The sequence below is a fragment of the Streptomyces sp. DG2A-72 genome (genome assembly GCF_030499575.1).
Lineage (GTDB): Bacteria > Actinomycetota > Actinomycetes > Streptomycetales > Streptomycetaceae > Streptomyces.
The window spans coordinates 9,126,917-9,146,954 of sequence record NZ_JASTLC010000001.1; the positions used below are offsets into that span (position 1 = coordinate 9,126,917).

The window sequence follows — 20,038 nt, forward strand, 5'->3', positions numbered from 1 at the left end:
CTCCTCCGCACCGGATGGCCCTCTTCTGCACGGGAGTTGACCGATGTACCGTCCGGCGCATGCCGATACGCATGACCTTCACGACCCGGAGACCGCTCGTGCGCTTCACGACCTGGAGATCACTCGCGGCCGTCGCCGTAGCCGCCCTGATGGCCGCGCTCCTCACCCCGGCCGCGGCGCACGGCGCCCCGCGCGAGAGCAGGCCGGTGTACTCGTACGAGAAAGCCGTCCGCGAGGCCGTATGGGTGGACACCGGACTCGACGGCGACAGCGACGGAAGGACGGACCGCGTCGCCGTCGACATCGTCCGCCCGCGCGAACCCGCCCAGCAGGGCCGGAAGATCCCGGTCATCATGGACGCCAGCCCCTACTACTCCTGCTGTGGACGCGGCAACGAGAGCCAGCTGAAGACGTACGACGCGGACGGCGACGTCGTCCAGATGCCGCTCTTCTACGACAACTACTTCGTGCCGCGCGGCTACGCCTTCGTCGGCGTCGACCTCGCCGGCACGAACCGTTCCGACGGCTGCGTGGACATCGGTGGCCGCTCCGACATCCAGTCCGCCAAAGCGGTCGTCGACTGGCTGAACGGCCGCGCCAAGGCCTACACCACCCGCACCGGCACGACCCGCGCCGAGGCCACCTGGACCAATGGCAGGACGGGGATGGTCGGCAAGAGCTGGGACGGCACGATCGCCAACGGCGTCGCCGCCACCGGCGTGGAGGGCCTGAAGACGATCGTCCCGATCAGCGCCATCTCCACCTGGTACGACTACTACTTCACCAAGGGCGCCCCGCTCTACGACTCCGGCCCCGACGCGCTGTCCAACGCCGTCGAGAGCGCCGACGCCCGCGCCAAGTGCGGCGCCGTCCAGCAGAAGCTCGTCGACGGCGCGCCGCGCACCGGCGACCGGACACCGCTGTGGACCGAGCGCGACTACATCAAGGACGCGGCGAACGTGAAGGCGAGCGTCTTCCTCATCCACGGCATGCAGGACCTCAACGTCCGTATGCAGCACGTCGGTCCGTGGTGGGACGCCCTCGCGAAGAACGGCGTCGAGCGCAAGATCTGGCTCTCCCAGACCGGCCATGTCGACCCCTTCGACTTCCGCCGCGCCGACTGGGTCGACACCCTGCACCGCTGGTTCGACCACGAACTCCTCGGCTACGACAACGGCATCGACGACGAGCCCATGGCCGACATCGAACGCCATCCCGACCAGTGGGTCACCTCGGACACCTGGCCGCCGAGCGGCACCCGGACCACCACCCTGCGCCCCGACTCGGGCGCCCAGCCCGGCGTCGGCACCCTGGGCCTCAGCAAGGGCCACGGCACCGAGACCTTCACCGACGACCCCCAGCTGGGCGAGACCGACTGGGCCGCGCAGATCGGCGCCTCGACCCCCGGCAAGGCGGGCTTCGTCACCCGGCCGCTCACCGGCGACCTGCGCCTGTCCGGCTCCTCCGAGGTGACCGTCACCGCGACCCCGACCACCTCGACGGCCCATCTGTCCGCCGTCCTCGTGGACCTCGGCCCCGCCACCATCCGCGACTACGCGGTGCGCGGCGAGGGCATCACCACCCTCACCGACCGCACCTGCTGGGGCGCGAGCACCAGCGGGGACAGCTCCTGCTTCAAGGAGACGGCGGCGAAGACGGCGGACGTCGACTACACGATCGTCAGCCGCGGCTGGGCCGACCTCGGCAACCACGCCTCCGACGAGACGGGCGGCCCGCTCACCCCGGGCAAGGCGTACCGCATCACCCTCGACCTGGGCGCGACCGACCATGTGATCCCGGCCGGGCACCGGCTGGCGCTGATCGTCGCGGGCACCGACAAGGACCTCATCGAGCCGCCGTCGACCAAGCCGACGCTGACCCTCGACCTGTCCCGAACCTCGGCCCAGGTCCCGCTGGTCGGCGGCGCCAAGGCCTTCGCCCGCGCCACCGCAGGCGCCCCGTTCGTCGCCCCCGAGGCCACCACCCTCGACGGCGTCCAGGCACCGCGCACCGTCCAGCGCATCCCGGGAGGCCATCGGTGATCCGCGCGCTGACCGTCACCACGGCGGCTCTCGTCGCATCCATGGTCGCCGTCCCGGCACAGGCGGCGGACTCCCCGCCGCGCACCGGCTTCGAGCAGTCGAACGGCGCCCGCTGGACCACCCAGCCGCAGGAGCAGGACTTCCTGGCCACCGTCGACAGGGCGAGCGACCGCGTCTCGATCGCCCGCATCGGTACGACGAAGCAGGGCCGCCCCCTCCAACTCGCCCGCCTCGGCGCACCCCACGCGCCCACCAAGGTCCTGCTCGTCTGCACCCAGCACGGCGACGAACCGTCCGGCCGCGAAGCCTGTCTGACCACCATCCGCGACCTCACCTACGCGACCGACCACCGGACCCGCCGCTTCCTGGACCGCACCACGCTGCTCGTCGTGCCCACCGCCAACCCGGACGGCCGGGCCGCCGACACCCGCGGCAACAGCGACGGCGTCGACATCAACCGCGACCACCTCGCCCTGCAGACGGCCGAGGCACGCACCCTGGCCACGGTCATCCGCGACCAACGCCCCGACCTCGTCTACGACTTGCACGAGTACGGCGCCACACCGCCGTACTACGACAAGGACCTCTTCGACCTCTGGCCCCGCAACCTCAACACCGCCACCGCCGTCCACGACGAGGGCGAGACCCTCGCCCAGGCGTACGTCCGCCCGGCCGCACAGAACGCCGGGTATACGACGGGCACCTACGGCATCTGGACCGACCCCGTCACCGGTGACCCGATCAAGCAGGTCGCCGGCGACGGTCAGGAACGCATCCTGCGGAACATGTCCGGCGTCAAGCACTCGATCGGCCTGCTCATCGAGAGCCGCGTCGATCCCCTCACCGACGCCGAGAAGGCGGACGAGTCGCTGAACAACCGGCGCCGGGTCGACTCCCAACTCGCCGCGCTGAAGGGCTTGTTCGAGTACACCGACGAGCGTCGCAAGCAGGTCGGGGTCGCGACGGGCATCGCGCGCCTCGGGGGATACCTCGACACAGGCCCCGTCTACGTCGGCGGCGCCGACAACGACCCGCCCGAACCGGCCGAGGTGATCCAGGACCCGCCCTGCGGCTACCGGCTCACTCGGGACCAGTACACGGAGTTCAAGGACGAACTCGCCCTGCACGGAGTGCGGACGCAGGGCACCTACGTCCCGCTCCGCCAGTCCCTGCGAGCCCTCGTCCCGCTGCTGCTCGACGAGCGCGCGCCGTACCACCTCACGGCCGGTGAGCCCGACATCGACTGCTGAGGTTGTCGAGATCGGCGGCACCTGTGGTAGGCCGTGAGGCACAACGCTGAACAGGCGTACCTCACGGTTTCTCAGGGAAGGTGCCGCAGATGACTGAAGATCTGAAGAAGAGGGGAGGCGGCCGGGAAGGTCCCTCGGACATTCCCGGCGGCCGGGGCCACCAGACGGACCGAGTGGTGTTCGGCGTCACCGCCGCCATCACCCTGGCGTTCGTACTCTGGGGTGCGGTGTGGACGGACTCACTGGAGAGCGCCTCCACGAAAATGCTCAACGGCCTGATCCACAACGGTGGCTGGGCCTTCATACTGGCGGCCTCGGCCTTCGTCGTCTTCGCGTTGTGGCTCGCGATCAGCCGCTACGGCAGAATCCACCTCGGCGCCGAGGGCGAGGAGCCCGAGTTCCGCACCGTGTCCTGGGTCGCGATGATGTTCAGCGCCGGCATGGGCATCGGCCTGATGTTCTACGGCGTGAGCGAGCCGCTCTCGCACTACACGACACCGCCTCCGGGCTCGGACCCGGCCGACTCCGCGGAACGCATGCAGACGGCGATGGCCACCACCCTCTTCCACTGGACCCTGCACCCCTGGGCGATCTACGCGGTGGTCGGCCTCGCCATCGCCTACAGCACCTTCCGCAAACGCCGGCGCCAGACCATCAGCGCGGTCTTCACCCCGCTCATCGGGGAGAAGCACGCGAACGGTGCCGGGGGCCGGGTGATCGACATCCTCGCGATCATCGCCACCGTCTTCGGCTCCGCCGCCTCGCTGGGCCTGGGCGCGCTCCAGATCGGCTCCGGTTTCCAGGAGCTGGACTGGATGGACGACGTGAGCACCGGACTGCTCGTCGCCATCATCGCCGTACTGACCCTGGCCTTCGTCGCCTCGGCGGTCTCCGGCATCGAGCGGGGCATCCAGTGGCTGTCCAACACCAACATGGTGCTCGCCCTGATCCTCGCCTTGTTCGTGTTCATCGCGGGTCCCACGATCATCGTGCTCGACCTGCTGCCCACCTCCGTCTTCTCCTATCTCGGTGATCTGCCGCAGCTCGCGGGCCGCACCGAGGCCAGCACAGGCGAGGGTGTCGCGGACTGGCTCAGCAGCTGGACGGTCTTCTACTGGGCGTGGTGGATCTCCTGGACGCCGTTCGTCGGCATGTTCATCGCGCGCATCAGCCGGGGCCGCACCATCCGGCAGTTCGTCGGCGGCGTGATCCTCGTGCCCAGCACCGTCAGCCTCGTCTGGTTCGCGGTCTTCGGCGGTTCGGCGATGAGGCTGAGGGAGGGCGGCGCGCTCGGCGAGGAGTCGACTCCTGAGGGCCAGCTCTTCGGCCTCCTCCAGGAGTTCCCCGTCGCGACCGTCACCAGCCTGCTGGTGATGATCCTGGTCGGCATCTTCTTCGTCTCGGGAGCCGACGCCGCGTCCATCGTGATGGGTACGCTCTCCCAGAAGGGCGCCCTCGAACCCGGCCGCTTCGTCGTCGTGTTCTGGGGTGTGGTGACCGGAGCCGTCGCCGCCATCATGCTGCTCGTCGGCAGCGGTCAGGGCGATGCGCTCACCGGCCTGCAGAACCTCACGATCCTGGCCGCCGCTCCGTTCGTCCTCGTGATGATCGGGATGTGCGTCGCCCTCATGCGCGACCTGCGCCACGACCCCCTGATCGTGCGCGGCGCGATGGGCTCCGAGGCCGTCGAACTCGCCGTGATCGAGGGCCACCAGAAGTACGACGGCGAGTTCGGGATCAGGGTCGGACCAGGCCCCGGCACGGAGACGGAGGGCGACCCACTGGGGCACGACTACCGCTGAGCGTCGAGGAGTTCGCCCGCCTCGTCGCGGGCACGGCCGATCGGGTCGGGGAAGATGCGCAGGCCGTGGGCGACCAGCGCGCCCTCGTGGAGCAGCATCAGGGCGGGGGCGAGTTGGTCGGCCCGGCCGGGCGCGACTTCCCGGACCAGATCGGTGAAGAGCTCCAGCATCCATTGCTTCTGCCCGGTGATGATCGCGTAGGCCGGGTGGGCGGGATCGCTGATCTCGGCGTGGGCGTTGACCATGCTGCACCCCTTCGGGCTGTGCTCGGTCGTCCAGGACCGGGACGCGTCGAACACCGTGAGAACGCGGTCGACGGATCCCGGCTCCACGCGATCCAGCCGCTGCGCGACGAAGCGCCGCCAGCGCTCGTCGCGGTCGGCGAGGTACTCGACGACGATCTGGTCCTTGGACCCGAACCGGTCGTAGAGCGTCTTCTTCGTCACTTTGGCCTCGGCGGCGATCAGGTCCACCCCGACCGCGTGGATGCCGCGCTCGTAGAACAGCCGGGACGCCGCCGCGAGAACGCGGTGCGCGCCGGGGGTCATCGTGATCCGCCTGGTACTCATGGCACCTGACTATACCGATCTGTATAGTGGTCTGGGTAGGTAGACCGATCTGTATAGTCGCGGTGAGTGGTGGACCATGAACATCCTGCTGTCGGTCGCCTTCGTGCTCTGCTGGAGCTCGGGGTTCGTCGGCGCCAAACTGGGCACGGAGCACGCGGGCGCGGTGACGCTGCTGATGTGGCGGTTTCTGCCGCTGGCCGTCATCCTCATCGCGGTCGCCGTCGCCCGGGGGCGGGCGTCATGGCAGGGACTGACCGCGCGGGACATCGCACGGCAGATCGCGATCGGACTGCTCTCCCAGAGCGGCTATCTGCTGACCGTCTACTACGCCATCCAGCTCGGCGTCTCCAGCGGTACGACCGCCCTGATCGACGGCACCCAGCCCCTCGTCGCGGGCGCGCTCGCCGGCCCGCTGCTGCGTCAGTACGTCTCGGCGCGGCAGTGGCTCGGCCTGTGCCTGGGCCTTGCCGGTGTCGCCGTCGTCACCACGGCCGACGCCTCGGCGACCACCGCCGTCGCCTGGTGGGTCTATCTCGTTCCGTTCGCCGGGATGCTCTCCCTGGTGGCGGCCACCTTCCTCGAAGAGCGTTCCCGGGCACAGGTGACGCCCCTGGTGTCGATGACCGTCCACTGCACCACCAGCGCACTCGTCTTCACGGTCGCCGCCATCGCGGCCGGGGCCGCCGCCCCCTCCTCCGCACCGTCGTTCTGGCTGGCCACCGTGTGGCTCGTGACGCTGTCGACGTTCGGCGGCTACGGGCTGTACTGGCTGGTGCTGCAGCGATCGGGGGTGACCAAGGTCAACACGCTGATGTTCCTGATGGCCCCCGTCACGGCCGTCTGGGGTGCCGCCATGTTCGGTGAGCCGTTCTCCGTGCAGACCGCCGTCGGCCTGGCGGTCGCCCTCCTGGCGGTCGCCGTGGTGCACGGCGCGAGCCCACGGGCAGGGCAGGAGCGGGTCACCGCCGCTAGTTGACGGCCCGGGCCGTCTCCTCCGCGCAGCCCCACGCCACGGTGACACCCGCACCGCCATGGCCGTAGTTGTGCACCAACAGCCGCCCGCCCGGCAGCAGTTCACGCTCCAGCCGGACCGTCTGACGCGCGGGCCGCAGCCCGACCCGATGGTCCAGCACCCGTGCCCCGGCGATCTCCGGCCGCAGCGCCGCACACCGCCGTACGATCGCCTCCGCCACCGCCGGATCCGGCTCGGTCGAGAACTCGTCCTCGTCCGCCGTGCCGCCCAGCAGCAACCGGCCGGGCTGCGGAAAGAAGTACGCCTTCGCCCCGGCGGCGTCGGTGGAGACGAGCCAGGTCCGGATGCCGGGGTTCTCCACGACGACCAACTGCCCGCGCACAGGACGTACGGAGGCGTCCGGCACCAGCTCCCGCGCCCCCAGCCCGGTGCAGTTGACCACGACGGGCGCGTCGACCTCCGCGAAGGCGGCCACCGTACGCATCTCGATCGCTCCGCCCGCCCCGAGGAACCGCTCGCGCAGCCACGGCAGATGGACCGCCATGTCGATCAGCGGCAGCCGCGCCCACAACCCCGTGCCCGGGTACTCCTCGGCGGTCGCCGGGCGCAGCCCCGGAAGCCGGTCGGCGGCCCAGGCATCGTCCAGACCTGCCTCGCCCAATACCCCTTCGACCATGCGTACGCCGGTCACCTCGGGCCGTCCCGCCAGCTCCTCGTACACTTCGAGCGACCGCAGCGCCCACTTGCGCGCCTGCGCGACCGGCTCGATCCGGTACGGCCACCACAGCGCGCCCGCAACCGCCGAGGTGGTCCGCTCCACGGGATCCCGCGTCCACACCCGCACCCGGCGGCCACGCTCGGCGAGGACGACGGCCGTGGTCAGCCCGATGACCCCGCCGCCGACCACGATGATCTCGTCGTTCGGTTCATTGCTCACGCGGGGACGGTAGCGGAATGTGTCATGCCGTGCTCAGAGAGCGGTCTGTCTGGGGATACTCACAGCATGTCTGCCGAGTACGCGACCTTCGGCCTGGCACCGGCGATGCGTGCCGGTGGAGTTCTCGCCAACGGTGACTACCGAGTACACCGGGATTTCGTGGACTTCATCGTGAACGACCGTCCGCTGCTGTTCCAGCTCTCCGACCTCGACGCCGTCTCCCCACTCGCCTCGGACGTCCCACCCGCGATCTTCACCGCCCAGGTCCGCAGCCTGATGCTGGAGACCGACGCACCCCTGCCCGGCGGCCGGTACGTCATCTACGGCTGTCCCGAATGCGAGGACCTGGGATGCGGGGCGGTCACCGCGGTCATCGAAAAGGAAGGCGACGACTACATCTGGCGCGACTTCGCCTGGCAGACCGAGGAGTACGCCGACCTGGAGCTCAACGGCTACCACGGCATAGGGCCGCTCCGCTTCCGCGGCGCCGAGTACCGGACGGCGCTCAGCTCACTGCTGGACGGCTCCGGCAGCGCCCGCCGCCGCGTCCTGCTCATCGGCGCCCGCGTCGCCCTGCTGGCCAAGCTCGCCGCCGCGCTGCGCACCATCGGCATCGGCGCCGACATCACCCGCGACGCGGCCGACGTCCCCGCCGACGAACTGCGCGGCTACGGCGCCGTCGCGTTCGGCCGCGCGGTCACCCAGCAGGAACGTGCCGCCGTACGCGCCGCCTTCGACCGCGCCGGTGTCGATGCCGCCTACGTCGACGGACTCGCCCCGATCGTCCCGCTGCTCGTCGCCCAGATCGAACACGCCCTGGACCGCAGTCCCGCCGACCGGCGCCGGCTGACCCGGCTGGTCGCCGCCGACGGCGAAGCGGGCATCGAGGTCACCTCACCCTGCCGGGTCCAGCTCACCGCGTACCGCCTCGACCGCCTCTACCGCACCCACGCCCACGAGGTCTTCGACGGAATCCTGGAACCCGGCCGACATCGCATCGCCCTGGACGCCAAGGCGGTGAAGGGGGAGTCCTTCGTGGTGGCGCGGACGTCGGGAAGCGTGCTGGTGGAGGCGATGGCGCACGGATAGTCCGGGCGCGATCGACTCCGCAGGGCCACTAGGATCTACGGTCTGATGACTGCCACCCTCGTCGCCAAGAACCTCGCCGCCGGCCACGGCGACCGCGCGCTGTTCACCGGGCTCGACCTCGTCGTCGCGCCCGGCGATGTGATCGGCCTGGTCGGGGCCAACGGCGCCGGCAAGTCCACGCTGCTGCGGATCCTCGCCGGACTCACCGCGCCGGAGGAGGGCGAGCTGCGCCTCTCCCCGCCCACGGCGACCGTCGGCCACCTCCCGCAGGAACCGGAGCGTCGCCCGGGCGAGACCGTACGGGAGTTCCTGGCCCGCCGCACCGGCGTGGCCGAGGCCCAGCGCACGATGGACGAGGCCACGCAGGCGCTCGTCGACGGAGCACCGGGCGCCGACGACGCGTACGCGACGAGCCTGGAGCGCTGGCTCGACCTCGGCGGCGCCGACCTGGACGAACGGGCCGAGGAGGTCACCGACTCACTGGGCTTGGCAGTAGACCTCGACCAGGCGATGACGTCCCTCTCCGGCGGCCAGGCGGCGCGCGCGGGCCTGGCGTCCCTGCTGCTCTCCCGCTACGACGTCTTCCTGCTCGACGAGCCGACCAACGACCTCGACCTGGACGGCCTGGAACGCCTCGAACGCTTTGTGAGCGGCCTGCGCGCCGGCACGGTCGTCGTCAGCCACGACCGCGAGTTCCTCGCCCGCACCGTCACCAAGGTCCTCGAACTCGACCTCGTACAGGGACAGATCAATCTCTACGGCGGCGGCTACGAGGCCTATCTGGAAGAACGCGAGACGGCCCGGCGGCACGCCCGCGACGACTACGAGGAGTACGCCGACAAGAAGGCGGCACTCCAGGACCGGGCGCAGATGCAGCGCACCTGGATGGACAAGGGCGTGAAGAACGCGCGCCGCAAGGCGAGCGACAACGACAAGATCGGCCGCAAGTTCCGCAGCGAGGCCAGCGAGAAGCAGGCCGCGAAGGCCCGCCAGACGCAGCGCATGATCGAACGCCTCGATGTCGTCGAGGAGCCGCGCAAGGAGTGGGAGCTGCGCATGGAGATCGCGTCGGCCCCGCGCTCCGGCGCCGTGGTCGCCACCCTGCGGGACGCCGAAGTGCGGCGCGGTGACTTCGTCCTCGGCCCGGTCTCCCTGCAGATCGACTGGGCGGACCGGGTGGCCGTGACGGGCGCGAACGGCGCGGGCAAGTCGACCCTGCTCGGCGCCCTGCTGGGCCGGGTCCCCGTGGCGGCGGGCCAGGCCTCCCTCGGCTCCGGCGTCCTCGTCGGCGAGGTCGACCAGGCGCGCAAGGTGTTCCACGGCCCGGAGTCCCTGCTGGACGCCTTCAGCGCGGCCGTCCCCGACACGGAACCGGCCGAAGTGCGCACGCTGCTCGCCAAGTTCGGCCTGAAGTCGGACCACGTACTGCGCCCGGCGGCGACGCTGTCACCGGGCGAGCGGACCAGAGCCGCGCTCGCCCTGCTCCAGGGCCGAGGCGTCAACCTCCTCGTCCTCGACGAGCCGACCAACCACCTCGACCTCCCGGCCATCGAGCAACTGGAGTCGGCTCTGGATTCGTACGAGGGCACGCTGCTCCTCGTCACTCACGACCGCCGCATGTTGGACGCGGTCCATGTGACGCGTCGCCTGGAGGTCGCGGACGGCAAGGTGACGGAGCGCTGAGCGCTCCGCTGGAAGGCCGGTGTACCAGCTGCGGGTGCGTCGTGGCTGGTCGCGCAGTTCCCCGCGCCCCTTCGGGGCGCTGCCGACTTCGTCCACCTGCTTAACTGGGCGCCAGACGCGTGGCCAGTCCCGGGTAGTCGACGACGCAGCAGTCCGCGTCGAACACGAGGTCGCTGCGGAAGTCGCCCGAGGTGAAGCGGACTCGTCCGCCGTCGCCGGTGCGATCGAGGTGGGTGTACCGCTGTGGCGACGGCTGGACGGTCAGGTCCGGCACCGACACCCAGGCCATGAGGAAGTCCTCTTCACCCGGCGTGCGATGGAGTCCGTGCCGCAGCACCGGCATGGTGTTCGTCAGCGGGCACAGACCGAGGTCGCAGTCGAGGGCACCGTCGATGCCGGGCAACCGCTCGCCGTCCACCGTCCACCGGCCCTCGCCGTCATGCCGCAGATCGAGGTCCTGAGTTCCGGAGTGGGTCTCGGCCGTGACCCGCAGCCGCCGGGTCACGAAGCCCTCGCCGGTGTCGAGTTCGTACGTGATCCAGTACGGCTGCGGAACAGTCCCCACCGCACGGCCACGGGCCCGCAGGGCATCGCCGGTCAGCTCGATCCAGGCGGTCTCAATGCCCTTGCTCTCCGAGACTCCCCAGGTGATGACGCGTGACGTCGGCATACGGTCACTGTAGATCCGCAGGGCTCCGACCGCGCCCCAAAGGGGCGCGGGGAACTGCGCGACCAGCCACAACGCACCCGCAGCTCCCCACGGCCCCCGACGGAGTCGTCAGCGCCGACCGTTTTTCGGATCGACCAGCCCCGCCCGGCGAAGAGCATCGGCCATCGCGCTGTTGCCCGGCGGGGGCGTCTGGCGCGAGCCGCCACCGCCGCCTCCCCGGCCCTGGCGCTGCTGCGGAGGACGTCCGCCGCGCTGTCGCCGCTCGCCGCCCTCGCCCTGCCCGCCGCCCTGCGGAGCCGCCGCCTCGTCGTCCAGCCGCAGCGTCAGGGAGATCCGCTTGCGCGGAATGTCGACGTCCAGGACCTTCACCTTGACGATGTCGCCGGGCTTGACCACATCCCGCGGATCCTTGACGAACGTCTTCGACATCGCGGACACATGCACCAGCCCGTCCTGGTGCACACCGACGTCGACGAACGCCCCGAAGGCCGCCACGTTCGTCACGACCCCTTCGAGGACCATCCCCGAGGACAGGTCGGAGATCTTCTCGACGCCCTCCTTGAAGGTGGCGGTCTTGAACGCGGGCCGCGGGTCGCGCCCCGGCTTCTCCAGCTCCTTGAGGATGTCGGTGACGGTCGGCAGACCGAAGGTCTCGTCGACGAACTCCTGCGGCTTCAGCGACCGCAGCACAGCCGTGTTGCCGACGAGCGAGGCCACCTCCTGACCGGACGTCTTCACCATCCGCCGTACGACCGGATAGGCCTCGGGGTGAACGCTCGACGCGTCCAACGGGTCGTCGCCGCCCCGGATCCGCAGGAAGCCCGCGCACTGCTCGTACGCCTTCGGACCGAGCCGCGCCACGCCCTTCAGCTCGGACCTCGACTTGAACGGGCCGTTGGCGTCACGGTGCGACACGATGTTCTCGGCGAGCCCGGAAGAGATACCGGACACGCGTGCGAGGAGCGGCGCGGAGGCCGTGTTGACGTCGACCCCGACGCCGTTGACGCAGTCCTCGACCACCGCGTCCAGCGAGCGCGACAGTTTCACCTCGGACAGGTCGTGCTGGTACTGGCCGACACCGATCGACTTCGGATCGATCTTCACCAGCTCGGCCAGCGGGTCCTGGAGCCGGCGCGCGATCGACACCGCACCGCGCAGCGACACGTCCATGTCCGGCAGCTCCTGCGAGGCGAAGGCGGAGGCCGAGTACACGGAGGCGCCCGCCTCGGACACCATCACCTTGGTGAGCTTCAACTCCGGGTGCTTGGTGATGAGTTCACCGGCGAGCTTGTCGGTCTCCCGGGACGCCGTGCCGTTGCCGATCGCGATCAGCTCGACCGCGTGCTCCTTCGCCAGCCGCGCCAGCTTGGCGATCGCCTCGTCCCACCGGTTCGCCGGGACGTGCGGGTGGATCACGTCGGTCGCCACGACCTTGCCCGTCGCGTCGACGACGGCGACCTTCACGCCCGTACGGAAGCCCGGGTCCAGCCCCAGCGTCGCGCGCGTGCCGGCCGGGGCGGCGAGCAGGAGGTCGCGCAGGTTGGCGGCGAACACGTTGACCGCCTCGTCCTCGGCGGCCGTACGCAGCCGAAGGCGCAGGTCGAGGCCGAGGTGGACGAGGATGCGGGTGCGCCAGGCCCAGCGGACCGTGTCCGTGAGCCACTTGTCGGCGGGACGGCCGCGATCGGTGACGCCGAATTTCGAGGCGACCATCCCCTCGTACGACGACGGCCCGTCCGTGGGCTCCTCCGGCTCCAGGACGAGGTCGAGGACCTCCTCCTTCTCGCCGCGCAGCATGGCGAGGATCCGGTGCGAGGGCAGTTCGGTGAACGGCTCGGCGAAGTCGAAGTAGTCGGAGAACTTGGCGCCCGCCTCCTCCTTGCCCTCCCGCACCTTGGCGGCCAGCCGTCCGCGCACCCACATGCGCTCGCGCAGCTCGCCGATCAGGTCGGCGTCCTCCGAGAACCGCTCGGTGAGGATCGCCCGCGCGCCGTCCAGGGCGGCCTGCGGATCGGCGACTCCCTTGTCCGCGTCGACGAACGCCGCCGCCGCGGCCAGCGGCTCGATCGTCGGATCGCCGAGCAGGCCCTCCGCGAGCGGCTCCAGACCGGCCTCACGCGCGATCTGCGCCTTCGTCCGCCGCTTCGGCTTGTAGGGCAGGTAGATGTCCTCGAGCCGCGCCTTGGTCTCGGCGCCGCGGATCTGTGCCTCCAACTCGTCGGTGAGCTTGCCCTGCTCGCGCACCGAGTCGAGGATCGCCGCCCGCCGCTCCTCCAGCTCCCGCAGATAGCGCAGCCGCTCCTCGAGCGTGCGCAGCTGCGCATCGTCGAGCATCTCGGTCGCTTCCTTGCGGTAGCGGGCGATGAAGGGCACCGTCGAACCGCCGTCGAGCAACTCCACGGCAGCCTTGACCTGCCGCTCCCGTACGCCGAGCTCCTCGGCGATCCTGCCTTCGATGGACCCTGCTTCGAGGGACCCGGGTGTCGTCACGATCCCGTACCGCCTTCTCACTGAGGTTGCGCGGCAATTGTGGCAGGTGACACCGACAATCGGGGATCGGGTCGGCACCCCGGCCCTGTCGAGGCGGGCGCGAGGTCCTCAGCGGGCGACATCAGACCCGGCGTCGCCGGGTACCGCCCGAGGCGCCGCCCAGGAGCCGGGCCAGCGCCCGGAAGGGCAGCGTCACCACGGTGGCGATCGCCCCACCGATCTGTCGCAACACGTCTGCAATCGCACGGAGCATGAGCATCCCCTTTCTCTTCCGGCCCCGGTGGCCGGGAAAGACCGAGTACCTCGCCCAGGTCACACCATGCGCCGCGGCCGGCTCAGCCCTTGCCGAACAGATCCCCGGGGAACGCCCCGGCGGCGACCACGGCGCGGGCGAACCCGGTTGCCAGCTCCGTCAGCCGCTCCACGCCCTCGGCTCCCAGGTGCTCGTAGGGCGCATGGTCCAGCCGGTCGGTCTCCTGCTCGATCTCCGCCCGGAGCGCGACGCCCTGCTCGGTCAGCTCGCCCGCCGCGTCCAGCAGCCCGCGCTCGCGCAGCCGTACCTTCGCCGCGTCCCACTCCTCCTGGCGCCAGCCACGCGTGCCGAACACCCACTTCGGCCTGAAGCCCTTGCCGGTCGCCGTGTGGGTCACCAGCGCCTCCAGACCGTCGAGCCCGGCCGACACCAGCACGGCGAGATGCCCGTCGCCCCGGTGCTCGCGCAGCAGCGTCGCCGCGTGCCAGTACGCCAGATGCGGTTCCTCGGGCACCGGCAGGTCGGCATGCGCGGCGTACAGCGGCCGGGCGCCGCGCGTACAGGCCTCGGCCGCCCGCAGCGCGAGACGCGCGGCCTCCGCCATCTCCGGCGAGGTCACCACCTGCTCACCCAGGAGGCGGCGCAGCGCGGAATCGACCCCACGCGCGCGTGCCGCCAGAACGGCGTCGGGTGAGGCGATCGACCACACCGCGGGCACATGCCGGGCCACCAGCTCGTACTTGTAGTTGTAGAACGCCGCCGCCACCGTCCCGGGCCCCACCGGACCCAGCGCGGCCGCCCGCACGGCGAAGTTGACGGCCCTCGGGTCCGTGACCCCGAGCGCGCCCAGCTCCTTGCCGACCTCGGGTGCGAAGTAGTGCGTGGAGTGCAGGGCGTTGAGCGCGTTGTGGCAGCGCCGACCGGCGCGCGGATCGATGGTGGCAGTAGTCATGCCGCGAACATTACTGACCGGTCGGTTCGTGCTCCACAGCCCCCTGATCCAGGGCAGGAAAGGTGGGGAACTCGTCATTGCGGCCATCCCCCGGCTCGCCAAGAATCGGAGGCATGGCGCAGCGAACCGTTCTCGTCGTCCTCTTCGACGGCGTGCAGAGCCTCGATGTCATCGGCCCGGTGGAGGTCTTCGCGGGGGCCGAGAAACACACGCCGGGGACGTACCGCATCCGTACGGCCTCCCTGGACGGCTCCCCCGTGCGCACCTCCAGCGGCCTGACCCTCGTACCGGACGGGGCCCTGGACGCCGTACCCGACCCGCACACCCTCCTCGTCCCCGGCGGCCAGGGCACCCGCCGCCCAAACGCGCATCTCACCGACTGGCTGCGCGACCACGGCCCGCGCGCCGAACGCCTGGTCTCCGTCTGCACCGGGGCGATCCTGCTCGCCGAGGCGGGCCTCCTGGACGGCCGCCGCGCCACGACCCACTGGGCGTACGCCGACAAGCTGGCCTGCGACCACCCGGCCGTGCGGGTCGACGCCGACCCCATCTACATCCGCGACGGGCAGGTCTCCACGTCGGCGGGCGTCACCTCGGGCATCGACCTCGCGCTCGCCCTGGTCGAGGAGGACCTGGGACGTGAGGTGGCCCTGACGATCGCCCGTCACCTGGTGGTCTTCCTGCGCCGCCCGGGAAACCAGGCCCAGTTCAGCGCCCAGCTCGCCGCCCAGACCGCACAGCGCGAACCGCTCCGCGAAGTCCAGCAGTGGATCACCGAGCATCCGGACGCCGATCTGACCGTCGAGTCACTGGCCGCCCGTGCCCGCCTCTCGCCCCGCCACTTCGCCCGCGCCTTCCAGGCCGAGACCGGCATGACCCCAGGCCGGTACGTCGACCGCGTGCGCCTCGAACACGCCCGCCGCCTGCTGGAGGACACGCGCGACGGCATCGAGGAGATCTCCCGCACCAGCGGCTACGGCACCCCCGAGGCCATGCGGCGCGCCTTCGTGAAGTCCCTGGGGACGGCCCCGGCCGAATACCGCCGCCGCTTCCGCCCCGCCCCCGCCCCTTGAACGCCCGCCGAAAGGAAACCGATGCAGATCGCCCTGGTCGTGTTCGACCGGTTCACCGCCCTCGACGCCGTCGGCCCCTACGAGATCCTGTCCCGCACGCCGGACGCGGAGACCGTCTTCGTCGCCAAGGAGGCCGGGCCCGTCCGCTCGGACAACGGAGCCCTCGCGCTCAGCGCCGACCAGGCGCTGGCCGAGGTGCCCAGTCCCGACATCGTGGTGGTGGCCGGCGGTCCCGGCCAGAGCGCGCTGATGGAGGACAAGCAACTGCTGGACTGGCTGCGCGCGGTCGATGCCACCAGCACCTGGACCACCTCCGTGTGCACGGGCTCCCTGCTGCTCGCCGCCGCCGGACTCCTCCGGGGCCGCCGGGCGACCTCGCACTGGCTGGCTCTGGAGCAGCTGAAGCGGTTCGGCGCCGAACCGACGGGGGAGCGGGTCGTCCTGGACGGCAAGTACGTCACCGCGGCCGGCGTCTCGTCCGGCATCGACATGGCGCTCACCCTGCTCGGGCGCATCGCAGGTGACGACCACGCCCAAGCCGTACAACTGGCCACGGAGTACGACCCTCAGCCGCCCTACGACGCCGGGTCACCGCAGAAGGCGCCCGCGCACATCGTCGACGCCCTCCGCTCGCGCAGCCGGTTCATCGTGACGTAGTCCAGGTGAAGCGCGGCGGCCTGCGCTCCAGGAACGCGGCGACGCCCTCCGCGGTGTTGCCGCTGCCGCGCGCCTGCTCGGCCCAGTGGGTGTCCCGGTCGGTGCGCCCGTTCGCGAACTCCTTCGCCGCGGCCTGCGTCAGCTGGGAGCGGGAGACCAGGATCCGGGCGAACTCCGCGACCCGCTTGTCGAGTCCGCCCTCGGGCAGCACCTCGTCGACCAGACCGGTGCGCAGCGCCCGCTCCGCGTCGATCAACTCGCCCGAGAACAGCAGGTACTTGGCCGTCGCCGGACCCACCAGCGACACCAACCTCCGGGTGGAGGACGCCGGATACACGATCCCCAGCTTCGCCGGCGTCACCCCGAACAGCGCGCCCTCCTCGGCGAACCGCAGATCACAGGCCGCCGCGAGCTGCGAGCCACCACCCACACAGTGCCCGCGAACCGCCGCCAGCGTCGGCTTCGGAAACGCGGCAAGCGCCTCCTCCGCGCCCACCGCGAGCCCCTGCGCCTCGTCCGGCGACCCCCGGAGCGTGGAGATGTCGGCGCCCGCACAGAACGTCCCGCCCTCACCGGTCAGCACCAGGGCCCGTACGTCCGGGTCGGCGGCCAGCCGGTCGAGCAGCGGCGGCAGCGACCGCCACATGTCGGCGGTCATGGCGTTGCGCTTGGCCGGATGACGGATGACGACGGTGGCCACCGAGTCGGTGACACCGTGCAGCAGCTGCGGCTCCATGCGCCGGATGCTATCCGCCCCCGCCGAACTCCGACTCAAACCCGTACAACCCGAATAGTTCGTGAAGTCCGCACAAGAGGGACAGGAGCAGTCCCACAACTGACCGTGTCATACGCCAACGATCAGAACCGCTCGATACCAGCTGACTTCTGTTCAGTCCTCCGGGCCGCAGCGACCGGGTGCCAACACTCGAGGTGTGGTGACAATCGAGCGCAAGGGTGGCGACCGGACCATGGAGAATCACGGGCGTGGGCCCGGCCCACGCCCAGACGGCGGCACGGAGGGACCCTTCGGCAGCCCGCCACCCGATCCGCTGCCGTACGAGGGGGTCTGGCGGTTCACCGCACCGGCTGTCGACGTGTCGGTCCCGCAGGCCCGGCACGCCGTGCGGGACCTGCTGTTCCGTCAGGGCGTGCCGGTCTCGGACGACCTGGTCCAGGGCCTGCTGCTGATCGTCTCGGAGCTGGTCACGAACGCCGTCCGGCATGCGGCGCTGCTGTCGCCGATGCTCGCCGTGGAGGTCGCCGTGGGCGCCGAGTGGGTGCGGGTGTCGGTGGAGGACAGCCACCCCTACCGCCCCACCGCCCTGGAGGCCGACCACGGCCAGACCGGCGGCCGGGGGCTGCTGCTGGTGCGCGAGATCGCCCGGGAGGCGGGCGGGGTGTGCGACGTCGAGCACACCGCGAGCGGCGGCAAGGTGATCTGGGCCGCCCTGCCGCTCACCCCCGTGCGCGCGCTGTAATCCCGCTCACCAGCCGGCCGACGGGCCCGTCAGCTCCCTGACCGCGGGACGTGCCGCGTCCAGCACGGTCATGAACCAGGAGGAGAACACGTCCTTCGCGTGCCGCTCCGCCAGCTCGGCGGGGGTCACGAAGGCCGTCGCGCCGACCTCCCCCGGGTCGGGCCGCAGCGGCGCCTGCACCATGCCGACGAAGAGGTGGTTGTACTCCTGCTCCACCAGGCCCGACGCCGGGTCCGGGTGGTTGTAGCGGACCGTGCCCGCCTCGGCGAGCAGCGAGGGCGAGGCGCCCAGCTCCTCGTACGTCCGCCGGGCCGCCGCCGCGAAGGGGGCCTCGCCCGGGTAGGGGTGGCCGCAGCAGGTGTTGGACCACACGCCGGGGGAGTGGTACTTGCCCAGCGCCCGCTGCTGGAGCAGCAGCCGGCCGTGGTCGTCGAAGAGGAACACGGAGAAGGCGCGGTGCAGCTGCCCCGGCGGCTGATGGGCGGCGAGCTTCTCCGCGGTGCCGATCGTCACGCCCTTCTCGTCGACCAGTTCCAGCAAGATCGCGTCCGCGGTGCCGTTCGACGAGCTGTGCGTCGCGGTGGCAGGTGTGATCGGCATACCCATCCTTCGCATCGGTCTTCGCGCCCCAAGTGTGCCGTACGAATCCGGCACTCCCGGCACTTCGCAGTACGCCCGCATGTCCGCGCCGGGCGCGGGCCGCGGCCGTCGCCGGCCGGAGTCCGGGAGAGGGGCCCGGTTGTTGATCGTGCCCGGTGTCCCGAGCGGAGAACCGTCCCGGTGGGGCTGTGAGAGGGAGGACGCAACCGCGCGCCGGACCGATGCGCTCCATGTGCGCCGGTTGCAAATGCGCTGCACGCGCGCCGGTTGCGGATGTGCTGCACGCGCGCCGGTCTCAGTGGCAGAGTCGTGCCTCGTGCTCCGCGTGCCCGCGGGGCTCCAGCTGGAAGGTGCAGTGCTCGACGTCGAAGTGGTCGCCGAGGCAGCCCTGGAGCTCGTGCAGCATCTTCTCGTGGCCGATCGCGCTCAACACCTCGGAGCGCACGACGACGTGCACGGACAGGACCGGCATGCCGGAGGTGATCGTCCAGGCGTGCAGGTCGTGGACGTCCTGGACGCCGTCGAGGGCCAGTATGTGCGCCCGTACCTCCGCCATGTCGACGTCCTTGGGGGCCGACTCCAGCAGGACGTCGAGGGTCTCGCGCAGCAGCTTCATGGTACGGGGCACGATCATCAGGCCGATGACCAGCGAGGCGATCGGGTCGGCGGCCTGCCAGCCCGTGGTGAGGATCACGGCCGCGGAGATCAGCACCGCGACCGAGCCCAGCGCGTCCGCCGCCACCTCCAGGAACGCGCCGCGCACGTTCAGGCTCTCCTTCTGCCCGCGCATCAGCAGCGTCAGCGACACCAGGTTCGCGACCAGACCGATCAGACCGAACACGATCATCGGGCCGCCCTCGGTGCCGGCCGGCGTGAAGAACCGCTGGATCGCCTCGAACAGGACATAGCCGCCGACCCCGAGCAGCAGCAGACAGTTGGCGAGGGCGGCGAGGATCTCGGCGCGGGCGTACCCGAAGGTGCGGTTGCCGGTGGCCGGGCGGCCCGAGAAGTGGATCGCGAGGAGGGCCATGCCGAGGCCCAGCGCATCCGTCGCCATGTGCGCCGCGTCCGCGACGAGGGCGAGCGAATCGGCGACGACGCCGCCGACGATCTCGACCACCATGACGCCGAGCGTGATCGACAGCGCGACGCGCAGCCTGCCGCGGTACGCAGCTGTCGCCGTACCGCCGGCGGGTGCGCCGTGCGCATGCCCGTGATCGTGCCCAGCCCCCATGGCGGCAGCCCTCCTGTGTTCCGTCCGGGATCACAGTGAACTACGGGCGGGGGGTATCGGGCAACGCGGCACTGAACACCGTTGTCATATGCCCTGACCTGCGCAAACGAAGTGCAGGTCAGTAGGCCGGCGATCGGTCTGAGCCTTGCGTGGCCGTGCGCCGTTCCCTGTCGCGAATATCCGTTCTGCGACCGCGATTTTGTGTGCAGGGCAGGCGATCCCTGATGATGATCACGGCAAAGGCGAGGGCAGATCGTGTCGACCGGACCATGAACGATCGGTGAAC

18 protein-coding genes are annotated in these 20,038 nt (G+C 70.9%); 9 read left to right on the forward strand and 9 right to left on the reverse strand.

Features of this window, described 5'->3' with window-relative positions; genetic code table 11:
- The first annotated feature begins 59 nt into the window (after positions 1-59).
- The 3 genes from QQY66_RS43315 to QQY66_RS43325 all read left to right on the forward strand — a co-directional run bounded on the left by QQY66_RS43315 (position 60) and on the right by QQY66_RS43325 (position 5,094).
- Positions 60-2,042: a Xaa-Pro dipeptidyl-peptidase gene (locus tag QQY66_RS43315; protein ID WP_301985928.1), complete on the forward strand. Its 1,983-nt coding sequence runs from the start codon at positions 60-62 to the stop codon at positions 2,040-2,042.
- A gap of 41 nt (positions 2,043-2,083) precedes the next feature.
- Complete coding sequence (locus tag QQY66_RS43320) at positions 2,084-3,292, forward strand: M14 family metallocarboxypeptidase (RefSeq protein ID WP_301987691.1); 1,209 nt, start codon at positions 2,084-2,086, stop codon at positions 3,290-3,292.
- Positions 3,293-3,381: 89 nt separating this feature from the next.
- Positions 3,382-5,094 carry a BCCT family transporter gene (locus QQY66_RS43325; RefSeq protein WP_301985929.1) on the forward strand — a complete coding sequence of 571 codons (1,713 nt, stop codon included), beginning with the start codon at positions 3,382-3,384 and terminating at the stop codon, positions 5,092-5,094.
- Here QQY66_RS43325 and QQY66_RS43330 read toward each other — a convergent pair.
- A complete protein-coding gene (locus QQY66_RS43330; protein WP_301985930.1) occupies positions 5,085-5,663 on the reverse strand; it encodes a TetR/AcrR family transcriptional regulator in 579 nt (192 codons plus the stop codon). The genes QQY66_RS43325 and QQY66_RS43330 overlap by 10 nt on opposite strands.
- Before the next feature lie 76 nt (positions 5,664-5,739).
- On the opposite strand from QQY66_RS43330, the gene QQY66_RS43335 reads away from it, so the two are divergent.
- Positions 5,740-6,639 carry a DMT family transporter gene (locus tag QQY66_RS43335; protein WP_301985931.1) on the forward strand — a complete coding sequence of 300 codons (900 nt, stop codon included), beginning with the start codon at positions 5,740-5,742 and terminating at the stop codon, positions 6,637-6,639.
- Here the strand turns inward: QQY66_RS43335 and QQY66_RS43340 are convergent.
- Positions 6,632-7,573 (reverse strand): FAD-dependent oxidoreductase, encoded by a 942-nt coding sequence (locus tag QQY66_RS43340; RefSeq protein WP_301985932.1) that lies wholly within the window; start codon positions 7,571-7,573, stop codon positions 6,632-6,634. The genes QQY66_RS43335 and QQY66_RS43340 overlap by 8 nt on opposite strands.
- Before the next feature lie 66 nt (positions 7,574-7,639).
- Here QQY66_RS43340 and QQY66_RS43345 point away from each other — a divergent pair, with 66 nt between their 5' ends.
- Together QQY66_RS43345 and QQY66_RS43350 are read left to right on the forward strand one after the other, a co-directional pair.
- Positions 7,640-8,662 (forward strand): oxidoreductase, encoded by a 1,023-nt coding sequence (locus QQY66_RS43345; protein WP_301985933.1) that lies wholly within the window; start codon positions 7,640-7,642, stop codon positions 8,660-8,662.
- A 45-nt stretch (positions 8,663-8,707) separates the two neighbouring features.
- Complete coding sequence (locus QQY66_RS43350) at positions 8,708-10,345, forward strand: ABC-F family ATP-binding cassette domain-containing protein (RefSeq protein ID WP_301985934.1); 1,638 nt, start codon at positions 8,708-8,710, stop codon at positions 10,343-10,345.
- Positions 10,346-10,445: 100 nt separating this feature from the next.
- Here the strand turns inward: QQY66_RS43350 and QQY66_RS43355 are convergent, their stop codons facing one another.
- The 4 genes from QQY66_RS43355 to QQY66_RS43370 form a co-directional block, all read right to left on the reverse strand.
- Positions 10,446-11,015: a putative glycolipid-binding domain-containing protein gene (locus QQY66_RS43355; RefSeq protein ID WP_301985935.1), complete on the reverse strand. Its 570-nt coding sequence runs from the start codon at positions 11,013-11,015 to the stop codon at positions 10,446-10,448.
- Between the two features lie 108 nt (positions 11,016-11,123).
- Positions 11,124-13,505, reverse strand: a complete 2,382-nt coding sequence (locus QQY66_RS43360; protein ID WP_301985936.1) for a Tex family protein — start codon at positions 13,503-13,505, stop codon at positions 11,124-11,126.
- A gap of 121 nt (positions 13,506-13,626) precedes the next feature.
- On the reverse strand, positions 13,627-13,758 hold the full coding sequence (locus QQY66_RS43365) for an LPFR motif small protein (RefSeq protein ID WP_301985937.1): 132 nt from the start codon (positions 13,756-13,758) through the stop codon (positions 13,627-13,629).
- Between the two features lie 82 nt (positions 13,759-13,840).
- Positions 13,841-14,710 carry a hypothetical protein gene (locus QQY66_RS43370; protein WP_301985938.1) on the reverse strand — a complete coding sequence of 290 codons (870 nt, stop codon included), beginning with the start codon at positions 14,708-14,710 and terminating at the stop codon, positions 13,841-13,843.
- A 113-nt stretch (positions 14,711-14,823) separates the two neighbouring features.
- Here QQY66_RS43370 and QQY66_RS43375 point away from each other — a divergent pair, with 113 nt between their 5' ends.
- The gene (locus tag QQY66_RS43375; RefSeq protein ID WP_301985939.1) at positions 14,824-15,783 is read left to right on the forward strand and encodes a GlxA family transcriptional regulator; all 960 of its coding nucleotides are present in this window, start codon (positions 14,824-14,826) and stop codon (positions 15,781-15,783) included.
- A 21-nt stretch (positions 15,784-15,804) separates the two neighbouring features.
- The gene (locus QQY66_RS43380; protein WP_301985940.1) at positions 15,805-16,440 is read left to right on the forward strand and encodes a DJ-1/PfpI family protein; all 636 of its coding nucleotides are present in this window, start codon (positions 15,805-15,807) and stop codon (positions 16,438-16,440) included.
- On the opposite strand, the gene QQY66_RS43385 is transcribed toward QQY66_RS43380, so the two are convergent.
- On the reverse strand, positions 16,427-17,176 hold the full coding sequence (locus tag QQY66_RS43385; RefSeq protein ID WP_301985941.1) for an enoyl-CoA hydratase/isomerase family protein: 750 nt from the start codon (positions 17,174-17,176) through the stop codon (positions 16,427-16,429). The two genes, QQY66_RS43380 and QQY66_RS43385, sit on opposite strands and share 14 nt — an antisense overlap.
- A 232-nt stretch (positions 17,177-17,408) precedes the next feature.
- Between QQY66_RS43385 and QQY66_RS43390 the strand changes: the two genes are divergently transcribed.
- Complete coding sequence (locus QQY66_RS43390; protein ID WP_301987692.1) at positions 17,409-17,918, forward strand: ATP-binding protein; 510 nt, start codon at positions 17,409-17,411, stop codon at positions 17,916-17,918.
- A gap of 6 nt (positions 17,919-17,924) precedes the next feature.
- Here the strand turns inward: QQY66_RS43390 and idi are convergent, their stop codons facing one another.
- Both idi and QQY66_RS43400 read right to left on the reverse strand, forming a co-directional pair.
- Complete coding sequence (gene idi / locus QQY66_RS43395) at positions 17,925-18,518, reverse strand: isopentenyl-diphosphate Delta-isomerase (RefSeq protein ID WP_301985942.1); 594 nt, start codon at positions 18,516-18,518, stop codon at positions 17,925-17,927.
- A 295-nt stretch (positions 18,519-18,813) separates the two neighbouring features.
- Positions 18,814-19,752 (reverse strand): cation diffusion facilitator family transporter, encoded by a 939-nt coding sequence (locus tag QQY66_RS43400; RefSeq protein ID WP_301985943.1) that lies wholly within the window; start codon positions 19,750-19,752, stop codon positions 18,814-18,816.
- Between the last annotated feature and the right edge of the window lie 286 nt (positions 19,753-20,038).

Coding starts and splice junctions, on each gene's coding strand:
- QQY66_RS43365 (WP_301985937.1), bottom strand. CDS start 13,758: ATGCTCCGTGCGATTGCAGACGTGTTGCGACAGATCGGTGGGGCGATC.
- QQY66_RS43320 (WP_301987691.1), top strand. CDS start 2,084: ATGGTCGCCGTCCCGGCACAGGCGGCGGACTCCCCGCCGCGCACCGGC.
- QQY66_RS43345 (WP_301985933.1), top strand. CDS start 7,640: ATGTCTGCCGAGTACGCGACCTTCGGCCTGGCACCGGCGATGCGTGCC.
- QQY66_RS43385 (WP_301985941.1), bottom strand. CDS start 17,176: ATGGAGCCGCAGCTGCTGCACGGTGTCACCGACTCGGTGGCCACCGTC.
- QQY66_RS43400 (WP_301985943.1), bottom strand. CDS start 19,752: ATGGGGGCTGGGCACGATCACGGGCATGCGCACGGCGCACCCGCCGGC.
- idi (WP_301985942.1), bottom strand. CDS start 18,518: ATGCCGATCACACCTGCCACCGCGACGCACAGCTCGTCGAACGGCACC.
- QQY66_RS43390 (WP_301987692.1), top strand. CDS start 17,409: ATGGAGAATCACGGGCGTGGGCCCGGCCCACGCCCAGACGGCGGCACG.
- QQY66_RS43315 (WP_301985928.1), top strand. CDS start 60: ATGCCGATACGCATGACCTTCACGACCCGGAGACCGCTCGTGCGCTTC.
- QQY66_RS43350 (WP_301985934.1), top strand. CDS start 8,708: ATGACTGCCACCCTCGTCGCCAAGAACCTCGCCGCCGGCCACGGCGAC.
- QQY66_RS43330 (WP_301985930.1), bottom strand. CDS start 5,663: ATGAGTACCAGGCGGATCACGATGACCCCCGGCGCGCACCGCGTTCTC.
- QQY66_RS43335 (WP_301985931.1), top strand. CDS start 5,740: ATGAACATCCTGCTGTCGGTCGCCTTCGTGCTCTGCTGGAGCTCGGGG.
- QQY66_RS43370 (WP_301985938.1), bottom strand. CDS start 14,710: ATGACTACTGCCACCATCGATCCGCGCGCCGGTCGGCGCTGCCACAAC.
- QQY66_RS43355 (WP_301985935.1), bottom strand. CDS start 11,015: ATGCCGACGTCACGCGTCATCACCTGGGGAGTCTCGGAGAGCAAGGGC.
- QQY66_RS43325 (WP_301985929.1), top strand. CDS start 3,382: ATGACTGAAGATCTGAAGAAGAGGGGAGGCGGCCGGGAAGGTCCCTCG.
- QQY66_RS43380 (WP_301985940.1), top strand. CDS start 15,805: ATGCAGATCGCCCTGGTCGTGTTCGACCGGTTCACCGCCCTCGACGCC.
- QQY66_RS43375 (WP_301985939.1), top strand. CDS start 14,824: ATGGCGCAGCGAACCGTTCTCGTCGTCCTCTTCGACGGCGTGCAGAGC.